This window comes from Thermococcus thioreducens, from assembly GCF_002214545.1.
GTDB classification, from domain to species: Archaea; Methanobacteriota_B; Thermococci; order Thermococcales; family Thermococcaceae; genus Thermococcus; species Thermococcus thioreducens.
Map to the genome: position 1 here is coordinate 19290 of NZ_CP015105.1, position 22268 is coordinate 41557.

Genomic DNA, 22268 nt, shown 5'->3' on the forward strand with positions numbered 1-22268 from the left:
CATCAAAGAAAGAGCGGTATAATGATATATATGATTAACGGAAAAACTAAGAGCCAAAGAACTCGTCGAGGCTTATGCCCTTCTTTTTCTTCTTCATGGCGGCCTTCTCCTTCCTAACCGCCTTCTCCAGCCCCTGCGATGGCTTTACCTTCTTCTCAGAGCGCTTGGGAGATTTGGATTCCTTCTTTTTCCCCACTTTTGACTTCTGCTTGAGCTTTCCGTTCGCCTTCAGCTCATCGAGGTAGCCGTTCCGCCCGTTGGACTTGCCGGTTCTTGCCTTTATCATCTTCTCACAGACATCAGCGGAAAAGCCCATCAGCGTCCTCTGCCTCTCGGGGAAGACGTTCTCGAAAAGGCTCTTGATGTCCTTCTCGGTCAGACATATCCTCTGCCTCGTGTAATCGAGAACATTGTATTTCGTAACAAGCATCTTTGCCGTGGGGAGATACTTCTCTATCGCGCCCTTGCTAACAGTCAGAACGTTCTTCCCGCCGCACTTGGGGCACTTACCTGTCAGCGGCGGCCTTCTGTACTTGGTGTTGCACTTCACACAGCGGAACTCCTGCCGGGTGAAGCTCCTCAGGTTGCCCCTCAGGTCGGGGACAAGGTGGGAGTTGATTATCGTCTCGGCCACGTGGTGCTCGTCCACCGCGCGGATGCGCTCTGCTAAAGCCAGCTGGCGCTCGACCTTCTCAACCATGTCGCCGAGCTGTTTGTACAGGCTCATCTTCGGGCCGAGGCCGATGTCGTCCGTATCGTGGGTGAACTTCAGTCCCTCGTACATCTCCGGCCTGCCGAGTCTATCTTCAACGCGCTCGATGAACTTTATCTCCTTGGGCGACTTCATCTCGTAGGTTGCGCTGTAGAATTCCAAGGGGTAGTACCTGACAACGTCCATGTTGTGAACCTCGCTGTCAACCTCTCTTGGATCGAGGCGCGTGGTAACGACTAAAGGCGCGTCCATCTTTCCGCCGCGCTTCTCGGGCAGATAGTAACGAGAAAAGTTCAATAATGCGTCCATAAGTAACATCACACTATCCTCATCCCCGTCGCAGTTGCGTCTTTTGGCGGCATGGTAATACGGGTGAGCATATCCCACAAGAACGTCAGAGAAGCCTATTATCCTGCCTATGATTCCAGCCGAGGTGTGGGGAGCAAGGCCTATCACGAGATGTCCAACGAGGTCTTCCATCTTCTCGGCGTTGTAGAACCTCGGAAGGCCGTAGAACTTCTCAAGGAGGTCGTCTATGAAGCGGGCAACCTTGAGGAGATAGCGGCCGGCCTCGTAGGGCAGTATGACGTCCTGAACCTTCAGCTCGAGTATCTGGTCGTCCCTTTCGAGCGGTTTACCCTCGAAATCGTGGGTGTAGCCGAGTTCGCGGAGCTTTTCAACGCTCGTGCCTATCTCTCTTGGCTTGAAGTGGGTTATCGGGGCGTCGGTGGCATCGAAACGAATCGTGCCGTCCTTAAAGACGTAGACGTCGTTTTTGGCCCTCAGCAGGCCCTTCTCAAGCGGCTCGGCCATCTTGTAGCCCGAGGTCATACCCTGGACGCCCTTGAGCTTGTCGATTCCGTAGACCTTCACGTTTTCCATAGCCCTCCTGAGCAGTTCGGACGGCTTTATCGTCCTCCTCGCATAGGGCTTCAGCTCGGTGCCGCACTTGGGACAGTGGAAGTCAAAGCTCTCTGCCTCGTTTTCAGGATAATCAACGTTGCACTTGGCGCAGTGCCAGAGGAGCCCCTTCCTGGTGCCACAGCGCGGGCAGATGTGCTCGGGCCCGGTGTGACCGCATTCAGGGCATTTGAAGAAGGCTATCTCCACGCTCGCTACCTTTCCTTCCTCGGCGGCCTTCTTGATGTCCCTGCTCGACCCTCCCGCCAGACCGATCGGGAAGAGAACCTGAACCGGCGGCTTCATCTTCCTCTCCTTAGCCTTCTCTGGCCTGCCCATTCTGGCCCCTATCCAGCTTATGCCCCTGTCACGGAGCTTTATCCGGTTGTTCTCATTGATGATATCTATGACGGTGAAAAAGGGCTTCGCCCTGAACTCCCATTCGAGGTTCCCGAGGGGTGTAAGGAGCGCGGCGCTCCAGGGGTAGTCGATCACTATTACCTTCTTCCTGCCCTCGGTTCTCTCAAGCCTGTGGGGGAGGCCAAGGAGTTCAAGGTAGCGCTTTATCTTCGGGTCGTTTTCGAGAACCACCTTCCGGGCAAACTTTATCCCCCTGAACTCGTCCCTCTCGATTTGAGCATTAACCAATGCCCTCTGGAGCTCCTCGACTTCCTCAGGTTTGAGCGTGTTCCAGTAGAGGGTGTAGTACGGGTGGAGAGGAATATCGAGGACCTTTGAGAGGTGCACCGCGACCTCAACGCTCGGCCTCACACGGAGGGGGTCTTTCAGCAGGTCTTCGAGAAAGTCAGGGTCGACCTCAAGGTACTCCGCCGCCTCCTCTATTGCCCCGCGCGGGTTGTCGGAGAACGGCTTAAGCTCGACCTCGTAGGTTTCCGCTATCGCATTAACCAGCTCCTGAATCCACCATTCCTCGACGTAGTTGGCAGGTAAAAGCGTCTGGTTGTTCTCCACGAAGTCGCCAAAGTTCACCAAGGCATCACCGACGTAGAGTATCTCGTCCAGCTGATCCCTCACCCTCAGGGCGGTCTCATAGTCGTCCACGCGAATAACGCTTCCGTCCTTGAGCCGGACTATCGGACCTTCCACGGTGGTAGCGGGCGTCACGATACAGCCCTTGCCAGGTCTCTCCGTCTTCATCTGGGTCCCAATAGCTATGAACTCGTCCAGAACCAGCATAGTCGCAGGATTGACACTCCAGGTCGCGAAACCGCTGACACGGGAGCGGCCGTATCTAAGCCTGAAACCGCCGTTCTTTGAGGGCTCAGCGAAGAGCGGCCTGCCCCCGATTATCTCCTTCGTGTACTTCTTGTTGGGAGCTATGTTGGCCTTAAAGCGCTCGTAGAGCTCGTAGTAGAAGCCCTTCTCGATCTTCTCCTTCACCTCTTCGGGACGAGCCCCTTCAGCCCTTGATTCCCCTGAGGACTTCTTCTCTTCTTTCTCGGCCTTGCCCTTCTCCTTGGCTTCAACAAACTCCTTTATCCAGTCCCAGCCCTCAACGCCCATCTTGTCTATGTACTTGACGAGCTTCTTGGCCTTCTGGAGGACACCCTCGGCCAGAACAAGAATCGCTCCGCCGCGAAGATGATTGGTCTCAACGCCGGGAACGTCCCTGTGGGAGACCTCGACTTTATCCGTTTCTTCACCGGTTATCTCGATGGGGATGTTTCTCATGGCGAGCCTTACCTCGTCTGCCTCGGGGTGGTACTGCAGCCTTGTAACTGCCCTGTGGTAGAGGTCTATCTCCTCGACCATTCTCTCGATGTGCTTCTCACTGGGCTTGAAGCGGTCGAGGCCGAGTTTCTTCCTCACGTAGTCGCCGACGAGGACGCTCAAAGCTTGAGCCGTCCCTCCGGAACTCCTTATCGGCCCCGCATAGTAGAGGGCGAGGTATTCGGAGTTATCGTCCCAGCTGTTGCGTTTGATTTTAACGTCGGCTATTCCCTCCAGTGGGGCCGAAACTATTCCCTCCGTGAGGATTGCCAGGGCCGTTCTGACCGCCTGCTCTGCGTACTTCTCCTTGCTCCCGAGGTCGCCGAACTTCCCCTCGATAATCTCATCAACGACCTTGAGGGCGGCGAGTTCCTTCCCGTACTCCTTGACGAGCTCCCTGATCCTCTCGGCGACGCCCTTCGGCCCAACGAGGCTCTCAACACGGCCGGCCATGTCGGTCGCCTGGGGCACCTCCACTTCCAGGCTGGGATCTTTGCCCTGCTCACGGGCCTTTCTCGCTACCTCGTAGGCCCGGTCTATCTCGCGCTGGAGGGACTCAAAGTAGGCCTTCATCTCGGGAGAATAAATCTCGGCCATTTCAGACACCCTCACAGTACTGGTCGAACCTTATAACCGCCCTCAGCCGGGCCGTCTCAATGTCGATTATCGGAACCCTCGCAGGGGTCGGGACTATGTTGACCATCTTCTGGAACTCGGTCTGCGCCTGCCACGTGCCCGTGTTTATAAGAAAAACCCCGTTGTAAATCTTGTACTGCATAACGTGGACGTGGCCCGCCTGGAAGAGGTCGGGAACGGATTCTATGACGAGGGTATCCTCCGAATCCGGGGCTATAGGCACCTTCTCCCCAAAGGTCGGCGCAAGGTGGCGGAGCTTGAGCAGATCCAGCATCGCCTCCGCCGGCCTGTGGTGGCTCCTGTTTGGCAGAGCCGTGACGACGTCCTCTATCCCCCTGCCGTGGGCTATGAGGAAGTCCCTGCCGTGGAGCCTTATCACAGCAGGATTGCTTATTATGACCGCGTTCTTTAACTCCAGAAGGGGTCTCGCGTACTCCTCGTAGAAGCCCGGCTGTGGCAGGGCTGTTCTGGCCGCATCGTGGTTGCCCGGGCCGATGAACATGGTTATGTGCTGCGGCACGTTGCTCAAAAGATTAGCCAGAGCCTCATACTGGTCGAAAATATCGGGAATGGCAAGCTCGTTGTACTGACCGGGATAGATGCCGATGCCATCGACAACGTCACCGGCGATTATCATGTACTTGATCCTGCTGACGAACTCCTCCTCGGCCCTGTTGTTTACGTCTCCATTCAGCCACTCCAGGAAGCGCATGAATGCCTTCTCGCAGAACTTGTTCGAACCGACGTGAATGTCGCTTAGAAGAACTGCGTAAACCTTCTCCTCAAGGGGCGGCTTTTCGCGTTTGAACTTGGGAACGTCAGGGAGATAAATCCTGTTCGCAAAGAATATTCCCCTTCCAGAGTATCGCCCCCTGAAGGCCACCACCGCATCGGGCATTATCTGAAAGAACTTCTGGCTCTCCTCGTTGTTGCGGTTTATGAAAACTTTGATAACACCTGTGTTGTCCTCAACCTCAAACATAAATCCCCTGGCGGTTTCCTTTTTGCTGTTCACGAGACCAATGATGGTTACCTCGTCCTCCCCCCGCACGTATCCCAGCTTGGCTATGTCGATTACACCACCTATCTCCGGGTTTTCCCGGAGGATTCTACGCATCTTCCTGAGCCTGCTCCTGAAGTAGTCGGAGTAGACCTTGATTATGATGTCCCCCTCTTTGCCGGCAGCATTTTTGGCCTTGGGAAGGGCAAATTTAACGTTCTTTACATCGAAGACTACCTCATAGTCGTCGGATATCTCCTTCGCCCTATAGTGAAAGCCCTCCACGGGGGAGATTTTGAAATCTGAGTAGACAGAGTAGCTCTTCTCCTCCTCTGGAACCTCATCGCCGACGTATGCAATGGGCACCCCGTAGTCTCCGTAGACCACCTTGGGCTTAACCCCGTTTCCGTTTTCATCCACGTTAACGTAGCCGTTATTATAGCCGTTGCCGTTTTCGGGGAGAGCCTCCTCAACGACGGCTTCACTTTCCACGGGAAGGCTTTCATCTGAAGCCCCCGATAAGGGAGACTTCGTAACTCCGGTTTCAGATTCGAAGTCCCCTCCGGCGCCGGCGGTCTCGACATCTCCAGTGGAAATGAAACTCTCTCCCCCAGAAAAACTGCCATCATTTTCCCCAGATTCCGGAATTTCATATGTTTCATTGCCGCTTTCAGAGGCAGTTCCAGTGGAAATAGACGTTCGGAAATCCTCACCAGAAGAAAGAACCTTCTCGGCCGTTTCCGCCCGAGAAGATGCAGACTCCGCAGATTTGCTTGAAGAAGGCGATTCTTCAGATATTTCCACACTCGGAGTCGAGTCAGGCAAGATGTATTCCTCAAGGGAGGGCCCCCCTTGGGACGGAGACTCGGTCGGACTTTCCATTGGAGAGACACCCTTCTGCGACAGGAACTCCTTTGCCAGTGCAGAGTCTATCATGAAGGTCCCCTTTGCCTTTGCAAACTTTATCAGCTCCGCGAGCGTGAAGTCTCTCTTATAGGCATCAACTAGAAGATAGTAAGCCGATGGGGTGATTAGATAGTTGTTAGCCATTAAATCCTCGATCAGACCCATCAGAGCAGCCTCCTCTGGCGGGACATGCTGATTGTCAGCACGGTCTGGAGCTGGTGGTCATGGCGATATATGTTCTTAACCTTATAAGGGGTTACGTTCAGGCGGATCTCCTTGGTCCTCCCATAGCGGCCCTTGCTGACGACTTTGGCGTTGATGATACCGAGCATGTCGAGCTCGTTTATAAGGTCGCTCACGCGCCTCTGAGTAAGGGGTTCGAGGTCTATGTGGTCGCAGAGGGACTTGTAAACGGAGTAAACGTCACCGGTGTTTGCCGGAAGCTCGCCGTTCTCGTCGAGGAGAACTATGGCGTAGAGGAGGACCTTCGAATGGAGCGGAAGGGTCTTTATAACCTCCTCCATCGTGTCCTGCTCGATCTTCTCCTGGGCCTTCCATACGTGCCTCTCAGTGACCTTGCTGGCCCCCTCACGCTCGGCTATCTCACCGGCCACGCGGAGAAGGTCAAGGGCGCGCCGGGCATCGCCGTGTTCTCTAGCCGCCAAAGCCGCACATAGGGGAACAACGCCGTCGTCCAGAACCCCTTCATTGAAGGCGTCCTTTGCACGCTGCATGAGAATATCACGGAGCTGGTTGGCATCGTAGGGCGGAAAGACGACTTCCTCTTCACTCAGACTTGAGAGAACACGGGCATCGAGGTACTCTTTGAATTTTAGGTCGTTGGAAATGCCGATTATGCTGACTTTGGCTTTGGAAAGCTCCGTGTTTATCCTCGTCAGGGAGTACAGTATATCGTCGCCGCTCTTCTTGATGAGCTTGTCTATCTCGTCCAGCACAATTATAACGAAGCGTTCCTTGGCATCTATAACCTCCTTGAGCTTGGCGTAGACCTCATCAGTCGGCCAGCCGACGAGGGGAACCTCGACACCGCTCTCAAGCTTGAAGTAGTTTACAATGTTGGCCAGGACGCGGTACTGAGTGTCGACTATCTCACAGTTGACGTAGATAACATCCACGGGGACGTTATACTTCTGGGATATCTTCTTAAGTTCCTCAGTCACGAACTTGATGGTCACAGTCTTACCGGTTCCGGTTTTCCCATAGACGAAAACGTTGGAAGGTGTTTCTCCACGGAGAACGGGAACGAGGATATGGGCAAGGTTCTCAATCTGCTCACGCCTGTGAGGAAGCTCCCTGGGCGTGTAGCTGTGCCTGAGAACCTCCTTATTCTTAAAGATCTTCTTGGCGTGAAGGTACTTCTCAAAGATTGAATCAAGGTAATTGTCGTCCATGGACACCACCCACTCCACTGGAAATCCAGCCCTACCGCTGATCTTTATTCATGAGGTCCAACATTTATTAAACATATGACAATGTTATATTTTATAGTTGCCAATTAGCCAATTCTATCGAAGAGATCCTGAACATCAAACATGTGCTCCAGAGGAAGCACCGGATGCAGAGGAAAGCATAGATAGTCGAGCCAAGGGGTTTATATGCCTTGTTGAACAGGCGAATGTAAAAAGGCAGGTGGAAAATAAAAGAGATAATCAATGAAAATAAGGCCGAATCACCATTCTTTGTCGCCCAGTTCCCCAGATATAACCCTAAACGGCGTCGAGGAGCCGTTAGTGCAAACGGATCAGAAGAAAATACCCACATGGAAAAATCACTGGGGAATAAAAAGCTCAGAAATAACCAACATCCTTTCCCCGCTCCTCCATTTCCTTCTTGGCCGCAAATACTTCGTCGAGCAGATTCTTGGCATCTTCCACACTCATCCCAACCTTAACAGTTAGGAACCTCATGAGCTCATCCCTGCTGGCGCCGCGTTCAACCCTCTCCAAGACCATCCCCACGATGCGGTCAAAGAGTTCCTTCGCAAAGGCCTCCTCAAGGCCCAGCGCTGAGACGGCAGACATAAGCCCTATTAAGAGCGACGTCAGGGCGTCGTTGAACTCCTCCTTTCCGAGGGTCTTCTTATCCAAATCAACGCGGAGGTAAACATCATCATCCATGCCCGAGAGAGTGAACTTCATGAGGTTCACCTGGTCGTTGAGACGCAGGAGGGTGTGGTAGACCTTAAGCTTCTCGTCCTTTGTCATGGAGAACGTCTCCAAGCCCAGAGGCACCAGCAGGTGTATAAAGTCCTCCGAGAAGGCCACCAGCAGGGAGAAGGGCATCCTCGGATGCTCCGCCACGTACATTCCCGGCCGCATTTCCCTAACGGACCATGGCAGATCAACGATGTCTTCTGCATTGTCATTGCCAGCCTTCAACCACCCCACAACCAGAGTTTCAATATCCTCCATGCGAACCACCGATACAAATTTGTCAAAGGGGTTAATAATATTGCACCCGAAGCAGAGTCTCCACAGGAAGCAAAGGGGTTCTGAGTACAGTAATGTACATCAAGAGTTTCTGTTTGTAAATGGATCAGTGGGGCATTCCATCACTTCCACTGAAGGAAGAATGTACTCTTGTGGATATCCATACAAGTCCATCAGAGCAACTATCTAGACATTTTGAGAAAACAGAATTGTTATCATCTTTGATAAATCGTTAACAAAACATGACCCCCGGGAGTTTTGTTTCCTGTGGAACACGGATATGCTACTCGCCTCTTTTCTTGAATCTATGGTGAAACTCTCCCGTTCTGTCTACGACTTCTGGTATTTATATTTTTTCATGAACAATGTTCATAAAAATCATGCAATCAATTGTAGTGATGAAAACTAGTTCATCACGAATCCAGCATTATTTAAAAATTGTGGATTTGGCATTTGTAATCCGCTTTATAAATTGCCCTTTCTATAAACTGTCCGCTTAAATCCGTCCATCTCCAAAACTGGGTTCCAGTGGAAATGGAACTCTGGGGGGTCTTTCAGATGGGCATCGAAAAAGACCTTCGTTTCCACTGGAAAAATGAGTCCATCCGTGGATGTGTGGGGACATGGGTGATAATTTTTTAAAGTAGGCATCATAGTGTACACCATGATTCCGGTACCCCTAGTGCGGAGACTCCTCAGAATGAAGGTCAAGGTCAGCAGGAACCGGCTCCTGCAGATAGCCACCCTTGTGCTCCTGCTGGCGGTTGTTTTCGCGTTTCTGTTCATGTATTTCGAGAACGTGGGCTTTTACACGGCCTTTTACTGGGCGGTCATAACGATGGCCACGATCGGGTACGGTGATATAACACCCCAGACCGAGGCCGGGCGCGCGGTGGCTATGGTCGCTGCCGTTGCCGGAATCTCCACTTTTACGGCCCTTGTTTCAATTCTGGCCGAATACTTTATTTCATCGTCTCTAAGGAGGATGATGGGCATGCACAGGGTCAACTATTCCGGGCACTACGTGATAATCGGTCGGGGGAGCAGCATCCCGAGCTGCGTGGATGAACTCATGGCGGCGATTTCCAGTGGAGAGGTGGAGATGCGACCCATAGTGGTGGTCTTTCCAGATGAAAGTGAGAGGAAGAAGGTCGAGCTTCCAGAGGAAGTGGAGGTTCTCATAGGCGACCCGACGAATCCGGAAACGCTGGAGCGCGCCCATGTGAGAGAGGCTTCCTACGTCATCCTCGCCCTGGAGGACGACTCGAAGTCCGTCTTCACGACCCTCATGGTGAAGCGCATGTCTAACGCGAAGGTCTTCGTCGAGGCCCTCCGTGGGGAGAGCCTGGAGCTTCTCAAGGGGGCCGGAGCCGATAGGGTGATACTCAGCAGGAGCCTCGCGGGAAGGCTTCTCGCCAGCTCCGTTTTCGAGCCGGAAGTGGTAGACGTCATAGATGATCTTACCACATCAACAGGTGGCTATGACATCTCCGTTCTGGAGCGTAAGAACCTCTGGGGTGTCCCATACGTCGAGGCCATGAAGCGCCTCCGTGAGGAGGGCTACTTCCTCCTTGGCTACTACTGGGAAAGGCCCGTCCTCAGCCCTGCACTGGACGAGAGAATCCCTAAGGGATCCAAACTGATCGTTATACGGTCCGGCTCTTCCAGTGGAAAAAATTGATGGTGTTGCTTTATTCCCTTTGTACTCCACCACATGCCCTGTTTCAGCGCATAACGGTTCTTCGGGGGCAGGGATTTGCAATATTTCTTAACACATGGCAGTTTCAGCCACCTCTCCATCGGAAAGAAAAGTATATAACCCTTTGACTTTTTACCCCTATGAAAGGTAGGTGTAGAGGGTGAGTGAGATGCCACGGAAGAAGAAGGCTGACGATGAAATAAAAGAGCTCGAAGAGTTTGAGGAGCTCGACATCGTTGAGGAGTCACCATCAAGCTCAACCAAGAAAAAGAAGGAGAAGGAAATAAAGACCCTTGAAGACCTCCCTGGTGTTGGGCCAGCCACTGCCGAGAAGCTCCGCGAGGCTGGCTACGACAGCATCGAGGCCATAGCTGTTGCATCTCCAATGGAGCTCAAGGAGATAGCTGGCATAAGTGAGGGTGCGGCCCTCAAGATAATCCAGGCCGCAAGGGAAGCGGCAAACATCGGAACCTTCATGAGAGCAGATGAGTACATGGAGAAGAGGAAGACTATAGGCAGGATTTCCACTGGAAGCAAGAGCCTCGACAAGCTCGTCGGCGGTGGGGTCGAGACCCAGGCTATAACAGAGGTCTTTGGAGAGTTCGGTAGCGGGAAGTGCTTTGCCAAGGACACGAAAGTTTATTATGAGAACGACACCCTGGTTCACTTTGAGACCATTGAGGAGATGTACGAGAAGTACAGGGCCTTGGGCGGGGAAGTTCCCTTTGACACTGGCTTTGCGGTTCCACTGGAAACCGTCAGTGTCTACACTTTTGATCCTGCGACCGGAGAAATAAAGCGCACTAAGGCATCTTATCTGTACCGCGAGCGGGTCAGGAAAATACTTCATCTTAACCTCTCCCGGGGGCGGAAGCTCCGGATAACCGCAGTTCATCCTGTTCTTGTCTTTAGAAACGGCCTCCAGTGGGTTCGTGCTGGGGAGCTTAGGGAAGGCGACGTTGTGGTCGGGATCCGCAAGGTTCCTGCAAATTCTCTGGAAGTTCTAGAGGAGAAGGCGTACTTCCTCGGTCTCTTTGTCGCTGAGGGTACATCCAACCCGCTCTCGATAACAACGTCCTCGGAGAAGCTCAGGGATTTCATAGTGGAGTTCATCAGGAAGTACGACGGCTACGACCCCACCGTTGAGATGAGACGCGGCCTTTACAGGATACTCCTTAGGAAGAAGACCGCCGAGTGGCTCGGCGGCATCGCGGCGTCAACGGCCGAGACAAAATCCGTTCCAGAGGAAATACTCAACGGGGATGAGAGGGCAGTAACCAGCTTCCTCGCCGGCTACCTCGACGGTGATGGCCACGTTGCCGGATCCCACATTGAGTTCGTCACCAAGAGCAAAGACCTTATGGAAGGCCTCGTCTTCCTGCTGAAGCGCCTCGGGATTTCCCCAACGGTCTCCGAGAAGGTCATAAACGGAGAAACCTACTACAGGATTTTCATAACTGGTGAGGACAGGGCTTCCTTCAGCTCTGTTCTTGAGGTTTCCCTCATCAAGAACTCGGAGCTACCTGGGGGCGGCGTTGGTCGTTATCCCCCGGCAGTGGCCAGGTACCTCTCTGCCCTTTACTCTGAATTCAGGCTGCCAAAGAGGGAGGGTGAAACTGCATACCACATTCTGACACGCAGTAAGAACGTCTGGTTCACCGAGAGAACCCTCGAAAGGATCTCTGACTACTTCAGGGATGCTCTCAACAGGCTTGAACTCACAAAGAAAGCAATTGAAAACGGGGAGAAACCAGAGCTTCCGTTCCCGTGGACGGTTCTCAGGAAGTATGGCTTTACCGATAGGCAGATTTCGAACTACCGTACGAGAGGACTTCCAAAGCGCGAACCCCTTAGGGGTAGGGTGGTCTCGGCTCTCCTGCGTGAGATTGAAGAGCACGAGAAGATTGCCAGAAAAGCCATTGAATTTATTGAGCTCGTCAAAAAGCTGGAGTTCTACGAGGTAAAGTCCGTTGAACTGGTTGAATACAACGACTGGGTCTACGACCTCGTTGTTCCAGAGACTCACAACTTCATAGCCCCGAACGGCCTCGTCCTCCACAACACCCAGCTGGCCCACACCCTCGCGGTGATGGTTCAGCTCCCCGAGGAAGAGGGCGGCCTCCACGGTTCGGTCATCTGGATAGACACCGAGAACACCTTCAGGCCCGAGAGAATAAGGCAGATCGCCGAGAACCGAGGCCTTGACCCCGATGAGACGCTCAAGAACATCTACGTGGCCAGGGCCTTCAACAGCAACCACCAGATGCTCCTCATCGAGAAGGCGGAAGAGATAATCAAGGAGAAGGCCGAGACAGACAGGCCAGTGAAGCTCCTCGTCGTCGATTCTCTCATGGCCCACTTCAGGAGCGAGTACGTCGGCAGGGGGACTCTAGCGGAGAGACAGCAGAAGCTGGCCAAGCACCTCTCGGATCTGCACAGGATAGCGGACCTCTACGACATAGCGGTCTTCGTTACCAACCAGGTGCAGGCGAAGCCCGATGCCTTCTTCGGTGACCCAACGAGGCCCGTTGGCGGTCACATCCTGGCCCACAGCGCGACCCTTAGGATATATCTCAGGAAAGGTAAGGCCGGGAAGCGCGTCGCCAGGCTTATAGACAGCCCGCACCTTCCAGAGGGTGAGGCGATCTTCAGGATAACTGACAAGGGCGTCGAGGACTGAGTTAGCTTTTTAACCCCTCTTCTTTACTTCGTCCCATGTCAAAAGTTGAGGCCGTTCAGAACCCCTCCCGCGATGAGCTCATGAGGATGGTTGATTCTGCCCTGTCAGCCGAGGCAATGCTGACGATATTCGCCCGATGTAAGGTTCACTACGATGGAAGGGCCAAGAGCGAGCTCGGCTCCGGCGACAGGGTGATAATAATCAAGCCCGATGGTGCCTTCCTCATCCACCAGAGCAGGAAGAGGGAACCCGTCAACTGGCAGCCGCCGGGGAGCTTCGTGATGATGGAGGAGCGCGATGGGATTCTAGTCCTCCGCTCTGTCCGGCGAAAGCCGAAGGAGATACTTGAAGTCGAGCTTGAGGAAGTCTATCTGATCTCCCTGTTCAAGGCTGAGGACTATGAGGAGCTTGCCTTGACCGGAAGCGAGGCAGAGATGGCGGAGATGGTATTCCGGAACCCTGAGCTTATCGAGCCGGGCTTCAAGCCTCTCTTCCGGGAGAAGCAGATCGGCCACGGCATAGTGGACATTCTGGGGCGCGATAGGGACGGAAACCTCGTCGTCCTTGAGCTGAAGCGCAGGAAGGCTGACCTCCATGCCGTCAGCCAGCTTAAGCGCTACGTTGAAGCGCTGAAAAGAGAACACGAGACTGTGAGGGGGATACTGGTAGCACCGTCCCTTACCGCTGGTGCAAAGAAGCTCCTCGAAAAGGAGGGCCTTGAGTTCAGAAGGGTTCAGCCGCCGAAGAGGGAAAAGTTCGGAAGGGGCAGACAGAAAACCCTGTTTTAGCCTATGTCCATCTCCTGCGGCAACATCTCGCGAACCCTGACCACAAGCACCGAGTTCCTCTTCCTCACCTCAACTATCCTGCCGAGGCCGAGGAGCTTCACCTGTGCCCGGCACACTGTCACTTCTCTCTCGTCGCTATCCTCCCATGGAATCCTCTGCTCCATGCTCTCCAGGCGGAGTATCTCCGCCAGGAGTCCCTCCGTGCCCACGGTGACGTCTTGGAAGGTCTCGTAGGTGAGGAAGACCCTTCCAAGCTCTTTAGCTCTTTCAAGTGCAATAACGTTCCTCGCGCTCCTTAGTTCAAGTGTCTTGTACGGGCTCCTCAAAAGCTCATCGAGAACTCGTCTCGCGATTCCGGCGAGGGTTATCGCCTCCATACTCCCACCTCACAGGTAGATGCTCTCGTACTGCTTCTCGGCCTTTCTCCTCGCCTGCTCCATCTGCTCGTGCATCTTCCTCAGCTGGGCCTCTATCATCTCCGCCTCCTTGATGAGCGGCTCCGTTGAGACCTCTATTGGCGTCAGCTTCTTGAGGATCTCTATGACGTTCGCCGCTGCCCTCGGATCGGGTCTGTCCCCGAAGGTCTCGCCGAGAAGGACGTAGGCGTCGAGTTTTTCCTTGCTCGCCTCCCAGAGGAGCTTCCCGCTCATTCCCATTATCGAGCCGTACTGGAGGATTTTCACGCCCAGGTTCTCAAGCTCCCTGTTCAGCTCTTCCTTGGCCCCAACACCCCAGACGTCCATCTTCTCCTTGAAGAGCCCTATACCTATGCCGCCGAGGGATATTACCTTCCGGGCGTTGTTCTCTTTGAGGTACCTCACGAGCTCCCTCGCTATCTCGCTCACGAGGGTTGGGGGCACGTAGATGTCGGCTGTTGCCAGTATTATGTTGTCCTTCCCGTAGAACCTGAGCGGGGGGTTTGGCTTCCCATCGAGGATCAGTGCCATGGGCGGGATGAACGGGCTCTCCACGTAGCCTATCATCTCCATTCCGAGTTCTTTGGCTAAGAAGTTGGCCGCTATGTGGCCGACCAGGCCTATTCCGGGATAGCCCTCTATCAGGATGGGGTTCTTTATCTCCGGCAGAACTATCTTGACCGGACTCCCGTTTTCCACGGTACCACCCCCGGAGAAATTTAGTTCCAAAAGGTTATTAAATTTTCGTTTCCCGCTTAGGTGCTCCCCTTAAGTTCCCCCTTTATTCTCCGCTCGTACCAGATGAAGCCACCGATTATCCAACCCACCATAAAGGCCACAAACCAGCCGGCCGAAGGTCTGATACCAGAACCTAGCAGGTAGAACATGAGGAAAGTCCCAATGAACCAGCCGAGGATTCCTGCGAGAGTCCATGATAGGAGCCACTTAGTCCCGGGGTCGTTCAGCATAGATCTCCCCAAATTTCTCTTGGGGTTTCTCCGCCTTAAGCTTTGTTCCGGGCTTCATTTCCACTGGAAAAGCAATCCTTATATGCATGGAGCGAGCATTTAACACGGTGATGACCATGCCGAAGATAGGTATCATCGGCGGTTCCGGCGTCTACGGCGTCTTCGAGCCCAAGGAAACAGTGAAGGTCCACACCCCCTACGGCAGGCCTTCCGCTCCAGTGGAAATAGGGGAGATAGGGGGCGTTGAGGTCGCCTTTATCCCGAGACACGGCAAGCACCACGAGTTCCCTCCGCACGAGGTTCCCTATAGGGCAAACATCTGGGCCCTCAAGGAGCTCGGCGTTGAGAGGGTTATCGGGATCACCGCCGTCGGCTCCCTCCGCGAGGAGTACAAGCCCGGCGACATCGTCATAACAGACCAGTTCATTGACTTCACCAAAAAGCGTGACTACACCTTCTACAATGGGCCCCGCGTTGCCCACGTGAGCATGGCCGACCCATTCTGCCCTGAGATGAGGAGGATATTCTACGAGACGGCAAAAGAGCTCGGCTTTTCCGTCCACGAAAAGGGCACCTACGTCTGCATTGAAGGCCCGAGGTTCTCAACGCGCGCTGAGAGCTTCATGTTCAGGCAGTACGCCCACATCATTGGCATGACCCTCGTGCCGGAGATAAACCTCGCCAGGGAGCTTGGAATGTGCTATGCAAACATAGCGACCGTTACCGACTACGACGTCTGGGCTGACAAGCCCGTTGACGCTCAGGAGGTTCTCAAGGTGATGAAGGAAAACAACTACAAGGTTCAGGAACTGCTCAAGAAGGCCGTTCCCAGGATCCCCGAGGAGAGGAAGTGCGGCTGTGCAGAGGTTCTGAAGACTATGTTCGTTTGATCTTTTCTTCTCCGACACATTTTTAACTTCCACCGGAAACACACCCCTTTAAAACAGGGGGGATGGTCATGAGCATTCTCATCAAGAACGGTTACGTTGTCTACGGCGAGAATTTCGAAATCATCGAGGCCGACGTTCTGATCGAGGACAACAGGATTGTTAAGGTTGCAAAGGGCATCAATGAGTCCGCTGACACGGTCATAGACGCCAAGGGGCGCGTTGTCTCTCCGGCCTTCGTCAACCTCCACACACACTCTCCAATGGGCCTCTTCCGCGGTTTGGCTGACGATCTGCCCCTTATGGACTGGCTCCAGAACCACATATGGCCTCGGGAGGCGAAGCTCACGCGGGAGTACACCAAGGTTGGGGCATACCTCGGCGCGCTGGAGATGATAAAGGGCGGAACCAGCACGTTTCTCGACATGTACTTCTTCATGGACGCCGTTGCGGAGGTTGTCCTTGAGTCTGGCCTCAGGGGCTACCTCTCCTATGGGATGATAGACCTCGGTGACCCCGAGAAGACCGAGAAGGAGCTCAAAGAGGCCCTCAGGGTGATGGAATTCATAGAGAAGCTCGGCTCCGATAGGGTTCACTTCGTCTTCGGGCCTCACGCACCGTACACCTGCTCCATAGCCCTCCTCAGGGAGGTCAGAAGGCTCGCGAACGAGCACGGCAAGCTCATCACCATCCACGTGAGCGAGACTATGGCGGAGATCGGCCAGATAAGCGAGCGCTACGGCAAGAGCCCCGTGGTTTTGCTCGATGAAATCGGCTTCTTTGGGAGCGACGTCATCATCGCCCACGGCGTCTGGCTCGACAGCAGGGACATCCAAATACTCGCGAGGCACGGCGTCACCGTTGCCCACAATCCCGGCTCAAACATGAAGCTCGCGAGCGGCGTGATGCCCCTCCAGAGGCTGCTCAACGCGGGTGTGAACGTTGGCCTCGGCACCGATGGAAGCGCAAGCAACAACAACCTCGACATGCTCGACGAGATGAAGTTAGCGGCTCTCCTCCACAAGGTGCACAACCTCGATCCAACGGTTGCCGATGCTAAAACTGTCTTCAGGATGGCGACCCTCAATGGGGCCAGGGCTTTGCACCTCAACGCCGGAGTCATAAAGGAGGGCTATTTGGCGGACATAGCAATCATCGACTTCAACCAGCCCCACTTGAGGCCGATTAACAACGTGATAAGCCACCTTGTCTATTCCGCCACCGGTAGCGACGTCGAGACTACGATAGTCGACGGAAAAATCCTAATGCTCGACAGGGAAGTGCTCACGCTCGACGAGGAGAAGATAATTGACGAGGCCGAAAAAACGATAGAAAAGCTGGCCTAAAGACTGGCTAGCCAGTCCGGATCGACGTTCACCTCATCTCTTTTTCTCCATGTTGGTCTTCCACTGCCCTCCTCTCCGTCCCGAAGAGCAAAGCTTGGAGAGGAGAGATGTTGTAAGGCAAATCATAGTAATAAATCGCGCAAGGGTTAAATCCCTCTGAGTAATCCCTAAAACGGTGAGCCCGATGGTCTCCTTCGAGATTGTCCGTGGGGACATAACCCGCTTTCCGGCGGAGGCCATAGTCAATGCCGCCAACCGCTATCTGGAACACGGCGGTGGCGTCGCCTATGCAATAGCTAAGGCCGCCGCTGGAAATGCCCGCGAGTACATCAGAATAAGCAAGGAGGCGATGAGGGAGCAGCTCGGAAAGGGCTCCATTGAGCACGGAGAGGTCGTCGTTACTCCGGCTATGAGGCTTGAGAAATACGGAATCAGGTACGTCATCCACACGGTCGGGCCATACTGCGGCGGTCGCTGGGACGAGAACAAGAAGGAGAAGCTCAGGAAAGCCATCCTCGGCGCACTGAGGAAGGCCGATGAGCTTGGCATCAGGAGCGTGGCTTTTCCGGCCATAAGCGCCGGTATCTACGGCTGTCCCTTGGAGGGGGTCGTGAGGACGTTCAAGGAGGTTGTGGAGGGGTTCTCGACGGAAGCAATGAGCGTTGAGAGGGTTTACCTTGTGCTGTACTCGGAGAGGGATTACAGAACCGCGGTTGAAACCCTCGGTTTGGGCTGAGCACTTTAAACTTTATGCTGTAGAAAGGTATATAAATCTTCGAGTTAAAAAATTTGCTAGGAGTGCAATGTCTTGCGAGAGGGTTGAGGAACTCATCAGAAAGCTTGCCCTTGGATTTATCATGCTGTTCCTCTCGGGCTTTCTGGTTATCTACTACGCCATCCGGAAGCTGGCATGTGCATCAACGGGGCTGTGCTCATCGGCCCATTGGCCTGAGCCGCCGGGTATAAGCAGCGTTGACATGCTCGTCATGATTTTCGTCGTTTCCGTTGTTTTCTTTTCCGTCCTCTGGTATTTCTCGTCCAGCGGAACGGAAAAATCTGACAGGAAATAACGGGTGCATCGTCTATGGGACGTGAGAATAGCATGACTGGAAGGAACAATCCTCCCTTTTTTCATTGGTTGCCTGTTCTTATCCTCTTCCGGCTCGGTTTTCGCTTCGTTACGCTCCTCGATTCGGCTCTCGGTCTGGCGCTTTTTTACAACGCACAGCTCCTTCTGCACCTTCCCAGGTTTTTAATCCTGACTTATCCTATCTTAATGGGCATCGTCGAGGCCCACCTGCTGATAGTCCTCAGAAAGGGAGGGTTTCCATTCAAACTTCTCATGGGTTATTTCATCATCGCCATCATTTTTGAGTTTCCCTACGCGCTCGTTAAGAGCGGATATGTTGGACTTCTCCTCTTTGCCCTTTTTTGGTATATCACAGCCCCCTCAGGTTTGCTTCTCGTTTTGATTTCGTCCTAGCGGGGAAAACCCCTTAACCACTGATGCCCAAATTCCCCTGGTGGTGCTCATGCGCATCGAGGACGTTTACATCTGGGACATCAACGCGGAGTGGCTCGGGATTACCCCTTACCAGCTCATGGAGAACGCCGGAGCGAGCGTTGCCAGAGTTATAGAGGAGCGCTTTGGAACAGGGCTGAGGGTGGCGGTCTTCTCCGGCACCGGCAACAACGGCGGCGACGGATTTGTTGCCGCCCGGCATCTCAGCTTCGAGAACGATGTCGCCCTATTCCTCGTCGGAGATGAGACGAAGATAAGGAGCGAGGAAGCTAGGCACAACTGGGAGATACTCAAGGGCCTGGACTTCGTGAAAATCAAGGTTCTTAGGGACTCGGCATACATTAAAGCCCTTGATTTGTCTGGCTTTGACGTTATCGTTGATGCTCTCCTCGGGGCCGGCACGAGGGGCGAGCCGCGCGAACCGATACGCTCTGCGATAGAGAAGATTAACGAATACGCGGGAAGGGCGAGGATAGTTAGCGTTGATCTGCCGAGCGGTTATCCATCCTCGGTTCGCGTCAATGCCGACTTCGCGGTGACCTTCCAGTGGGACAAGGAGGAGTATGAGGGCTTCGAGCGTGTTGTGGTTAAGATAGGCTATCCGAAGGAGCTCTACCACCTCGTCGGCCCAGGTGGTGCAAAGTTCGCTTTAAGGAAGAAGGGCGAGCACAAGGGTCAGAACGGTAAACTGCTCATCATCGGTGGGAGTTCCAGCTATTACGGTGCTCCTTACCTTGCTTCCAAGGGGGCGAGCTACCTCGTCGATTTGGTTTACTTAGCGATGCCCTCCGAACCGGCGAAACGGATAAGCGACCCCGATCTGATACTCAGGCCGGTTGAGGGGAAAAACTTCTCGCCGGGGCACGTTCATGAACTCCTGAGCATAGCTGAAAAGGCCGATGCCGTCGTCATCGGCCCGGGAATCGGTCTCGCCGAAGAAACTAATGAGTTCGTCAGGGAATTTGTAAAGCGCTGCGAAAAGCCTTTGGTCATAGACGCCGATGGCCTGAAGGCGGTGGCCGAGGATCTGGGTGTTCTCAAGGGCAAGACCTTCGTTCTAACTCCCCACGGTAGCGAGTTCAAGGTCCTCTTTGGCGTGAAGCCAGAGGGTTCCTTCCAGGAAAAAGCAGAGCTCGTGAGGGCGAAGGCAAGGGAAATTGGCGGCGTTATCCTGCTCAAAGGTGCTTACGACATCATCAGCGACGGAAAAACCTGGAAGTACAACAGAACCGGTAACAGGGGCATGACCACCGGGGGAACCGGGGACGTTTTAGCGGGCCTGGTTGGAGCACTCCTTGCACTCGGCAACGAGCCGCTAAGGGCCGCTTCCGTTGGCGCCTTCCTCAACGGCCTTGCCGGGGACATGGTGAAGGAAGAGCTCGGCGAGAACTTCACTGCTTTAGAGGTTGCGAAGAAGGTGCCGCACGCGGTTAGATGGGTGATGGAGTTCTGAGGTGGTACGATGGGGCGTTTTTTGAAGGCCTTCCTTTTCCTTGTTGTTGCCTCCCTGGCTCTGGTTTCATTTCTTATTCTCTCTTCAGGGGAGAAGTACCCGATAGAGGTCGAGGCTCACTTCAGCTCTCCAGTTGAGTTTGAGGGTGCGGAGCTTATGGCCGGCTATCCCAACGAGGTCACCCACGTGGCGCTCTTCAAGTTCAGGCGCTCAGGCGGGAGTGGAAGGGACTTTCGGTTCGTGAAGGCCTTTGACCTTCCCGTCGATTACGTTGTGGCGGAGATACGCGACGGAGACATGCTCTACTGCAGGGCGAGTTTTGAGGACGGACGATTTGTGATCCGTGAAGAAAACTGCTCCTCAACCCTTGAAGACGCCCTCAAGAGCAGGATAACCCTGAGTTCCTGCATCAACGGCACTTACCTCGGCTACAAAATTGAAAGGAACTCCATCGTTTACTTCCTCTTCGAGACTTCCAACGAGACAACCTGTGTGAACGGGAGCGCTGAGGTCGTTGGGAGAACGTGGGGAATTTTCGCGGAGATAACCGGGGCGAACGGAACCCTTCTTTGCCAGGTGGAGGTCATTAACGGGACGTATCTCACCGACGAGGTTGTGAGGATAAATAAAGAGGTGTGCAGGGTGGAAAATTAATGTCACCCTACCCCACAGTAGCTCCAGACGGAGTAGCCGTACTGGCCGTTGGCCGGGTCGTGGGCCGGGGCCTCAAGGTAGACCCATCCGCTTGAGTCCACCCACTTGTCCACCCAGCCGCCGAGGTTGCCTGTGTACTCGTGTATGCAGGAGCCGGCGAACTTCGGAACGTAGACCCACCTCCCGGCCTTGCTTGAGCCGAGGTTGATGTAGGTTATCAGTCCGGGCTTGCTTCCGTAGCCGTTTCTCACGAAGATCAGCTCGTCGCTGTCGTAGTAGACTATGTCGGTGCTTCCCCCAGCGAGATGGTCGTGTATCCAGATGAGGTTTTTGAGCCTGTCCTTGTTGAGCCACTCCTCATAGTCCCTGTAGAATATCATGGGCTGACCCTCGTAGGTGAGGATGAACGCATAAGCTGGATACTTGTTCCAGATTATGTCGGTGTCGTGGTTTGCCACGAAAGTCACCGCCTTGAACGGGTCGCGGCTGACCACAGTCTGTCCGTATCTGAGGGCGTCGACAAGTGCTGGGATGTTGTTGTTATCGAAGGCCTCGTCCATCTTGTAGTAGAGCGGGAAGTCAAAGACCTTGGCACCGCTCGCGTAGGCCCAGTTGAGAAGGGCATCAACGTTGGTGTCCCAGTACTCTCCAACCGCCCAGCCTCCCCACCAGTTCAGCCAGTCCTTGACGACCCAGGGAGCGTAGCCCTTAACGTAGTCGAAGCGCCAGGCGTCGATGCCGATGCTCCTGAGATAGGCGGCATAGCTTTCATTGCTTGCCCAGAGCCAGTACTGGTCCCAGCTCTTGTCGTGGCATATGTCCGGGTAGCCTCCGAATGTTCCGGAATCTCCAGCGTGGAGCTCGTTCGGGTGGAAATCAAGGTAGTTGGCCGTGTACTTGCCCGATGCAACCTTTGAGAAGTCTGTCCATGTGTAGTCGTTCACGAAGGGGTTCCACTCCAGGTCGCCGCCGGCGCGGTGGTTGATAACGATGTCCGCTATCACCTTCATGCCGTAGGCGTGGGCGGTGTTTATCATGTTCACCAGTTCCTGCTTCGAGCCGAACCTCGTTTCCACCGTTCCCTTCTGGTAGTACTCGCCGAGGTCGAAGTAGTCATAGGGGTCGTAGCCCATGGAATAGCCGCCGCTCATGCCCTTGCTCGCAGGGGGAATCCATATCGCCGAAATCCCGGCGCTCGCCCAGTCCGGTATCTTCTGGGCTATCGTGTCCCACCAGATTCCCCCCATCGGGACGTCCCAGTAGAAGGCCTGCATTATGACGCCGCCGTTCTCAAGGGTCTCCGCCTTTGCCGGAACTGCCGAGAGGCTGAGAACTACCAGAAGCACGAGAAGTGCAACCGTCACCTTCCTGGCCATGGCAATCACCACCTGATGGTCAGAATATATCACCGGTGGTGAAATATTTAAGCTTTATCGTTAATGTACATTAAGGAGCGTAATTGTTCATTACAATCGGGGCCAAAAATAAAACGTCATGTTTCATGTTGGGTGTGTAAAAAA

At 54.1% G+C, this 22268-nt stretch carries 18 protein-coding genes; 10 read left to right on the forward strand and 8 right to left on the reverse strand.

The features are described 5' to 3' along the window. Positions 1 to 46: 46 nt before the first annotated feature. The 4 genes from A3L14_RS00100 to A3L14_RS00115 all read right to left on the reverse strand — a co-directional run bounded on the left by A3L14_RS00100 (position 47) and on the right by A3L14_RS00115 (position 8317). Positions 47 to 3940 (reverse strand): DNA-directed DNA polymerase II large subunit, encoded by a 3894-nt coding sequence (locus tag A3L14_RS00100; protein WP_088886087.1) that lies wholly within the window; start codon positions 3938 to 3940, stop codon positions 47 to 49. Position 3941: 1 nt separating this feature from the next. Beyond that, a complete protein-coding gene (locus tag A3L14_RS00105) occupies positions 3942 to 6050 on the reverse strand; it encodes a DNA-directed DNA polymerase II small subunit (protein ID WP_055428327.1) in 2109 nt (702 codons plus the stop codon). Further along, a complete protein-coding gene (locus tag A3L14_RS00110; protein ID WP_055428328.1) occupies positions 6050 to 7297 on the reverse strand; it encodes an ORC1-type DNA replication protein in 1248 nt (415 codons plus the stop codon). The genes A3L14_RS00105 and A3L14_RS00110 overlap by 1 nt, the downstream gene beginning before the upstream one ends. 396 nt (positions 7298 to 7693) lie before the next feature. After that, positions 7694 to 8317 carry a hypothetical protein gene (locus tag A3L14_RS00115; RefSeq protein ID WP_055428329.1) on the reverse strand — a complete coding sequence of 208 codons (624 nt, stop codon included), beginning with the start codon at positions 8315 to 8317 and terminating at the stop codon, positions 7694 to 7696. A 682-nt stretch (positions 8318 to 8999) separates the two neighbouring features. Here A3L14_RS00115 and A3L14_RS00125 point away from each other — a divergent pair. From A3L14_RS00125 to nucS, 3 genes are all read left to right on the forward strand, one after another. Then, positions 9000 to 10016 carry a potassium channel family protein gene (locus A3L14_RS00125; protein WP_074631482.1) on the forward strand — a complete coding sequence of 339 codons (1017 nt, stop codon included), beginning with the start codon at positions 9000 to 9002 and terminating at the stop codon, positions 10014 to 10016. Positions 10017 to 10203: 187 nt separating this feature from the next. Beyond that, positions 10204 to 12714: a DNA repair and recombination protein RadA gene (gene radA / locus A3L14_RS00130; protein ID WP_055428331.1), complete on the forward strand. Its 2511-nt coding sequence runs from the start codon at positions 10204 to 10206 to the stop codon at positions 12712 to 12714. Between the two features lie 35 nt (positions 12715 to 12749). Beyond that, entirely contained in the window at positions 12750 to 13502 is a 753-nt protein-coding gene (gene nucS / locus A3L14_RS00135) for an endonuclease NucS (protein ID WP_074631372.1), read from the forward strand. Here nucS and A3L14_RS00140 read toward each other — a convergent pair. The 3 genes from A3L14_RS00140 to A3L14_RS00150 are packed head-to-tail and all read right to left on the reverse strand — an operon-like array spanning position 13499 to position 14886. After that, positions 13499 to 13879: a DUF473 domain-containing protein gene (locus tag A3L14_RS00140; RefSeq protein WP_055428332.1), complete on the reverse strand. Its 381-nt coding sequence runs from the start codon at positions 13877 to 13879 to the stop codon at positions 13499 to 13501. The genes nucS and A3L14_RS00140 overlap by 4 nt on opposite strands. A 9-nt stretch (positions 13880 to 13888) precedes the next feature. Next, on the reverse strand, positions 13889 to 14617 hold the full coding sequence (locus A3L14_RS00145) for a proteasome assembly chaperone family protein (protein WP_055428333.1): 729 nt from the start codon (positions 14615 to 14617) through the stop codon (positions 13889 to 13891). A gap of 56 nt (positions 14618 to 14673) precedes the next feature. Continuing rightward, complete coding sequence (locus tag A3L14_RS00150; protein ID WP_055428334.1) at positions 14674 to 14886, reverse strand: hypothetical protein; 213 nt, start codon at positions 14884 to 14886, stop codon at positions 14674 to 14676. Between the two features lie 116 nt (positions 14887 to 15002). Between A3L14_RS00150 and A3L14_RS00155 the strand changes: the two genes are divergently transcribed. The 7 genes from A3L14_RS00155 to A3L14_RS00185 all read left to right on the forward strand — a co-directional run bounded on the left by A3L14_RS00155 (position 15003) and on the right by A3L14_RS00185 (position 20748). Next, entirely contained in the window at positions 15003 to 15776 is a 774-nt protein-coding gene (locus A3L14_RS00155; protein WP_055428335.1) for an S-methyl-5'-thioadenosine phosphorylase, read from the forward strand. 68 nt (positions 15777 to 15844) lie between these two features. Then, a complete protein-coding gene (locus A3L14_RS00160; protein ID WP_055428336.1) occupies positions 15845 to 17119 on the forward strand; it encodes an amidohydrolase family protein in 1275 nt (424 codons plus the stop codon). Between the two features lie 184 nt (positions 17120 to 17303). Further along, positions 17304 to 17855: a [protein ADP-ribosylglutamate] hydrolase gene (locus tag A3L14_RS00165; RefSeq protein WP_055428337.1), complete on the forward strand. Its 552-nt coding sequence runs from the start codon at positions 17304 to 17306 to the stop codon at positions 17853 to 17855. Between the two features lie 67 nt (positions 17856 to 17922). Further along, positions 17923 to 18189 (forward strand): hypothetical protein, encoded by a 267-nt coding sequence (locus tag A3L14_RS00170; RefSeq protein WP_055428338.1) that lies wholly within the window; start codon positions 17923 to 17925, stop codon positions 18187 to 18189. Positions 18190 to 18395: 206 nt separating this feature from the next. After that, a complete protein-coding gene (locus A3L14_RS11605) occupies positions 18396 to 18602 on the forward strand; it encodes a hypothetical protein (RefSeq protein WP_157628406.1) in 207 nt (68 codons plus the stop codon). Between the two features lie 49 nt (positions 18603 to 18651). Beyond that, entirely contained in the window at positions 18652 to 20094 is a 1443-nt protein-coding gene (locus A3L14_RS00180) for a bifunctional ADP-dependent NAD(P)H-hydrate dehydratase/NAD(P)H-hydrate epimerase (protein WP_055428340.1), read from the forward strand. Positions 20095 to 20103: 9 nt separating this feature from the next. Then, complete coding sequence (locus A3L14_RS00185) at positions 20104 to 20748, forward strand: hypothetical protein (protein ID WP_055428341.1); 645 nt, start codon at positions 20104 to 20106, stop codon at positions 20746 to 20748. A gap of 2 nt (positions 20749 to 20750) precedes the next feature. Here A3L14_RS00185 and A3L14_RS00190 read toward each other — a convergent pair whose 3' ends face one another. After that, positions 20751 to 22124, reverse strand: coding sequence for an alpha-amylase (locus A3L14_RS00190; protein WP_055428342.1), 1374 nt, complete (start codon positions 22122 to 22124; stop codon positions 20751 to 20753). Positions 22125 to 22268: the final 144 nt, after the last annotated feature.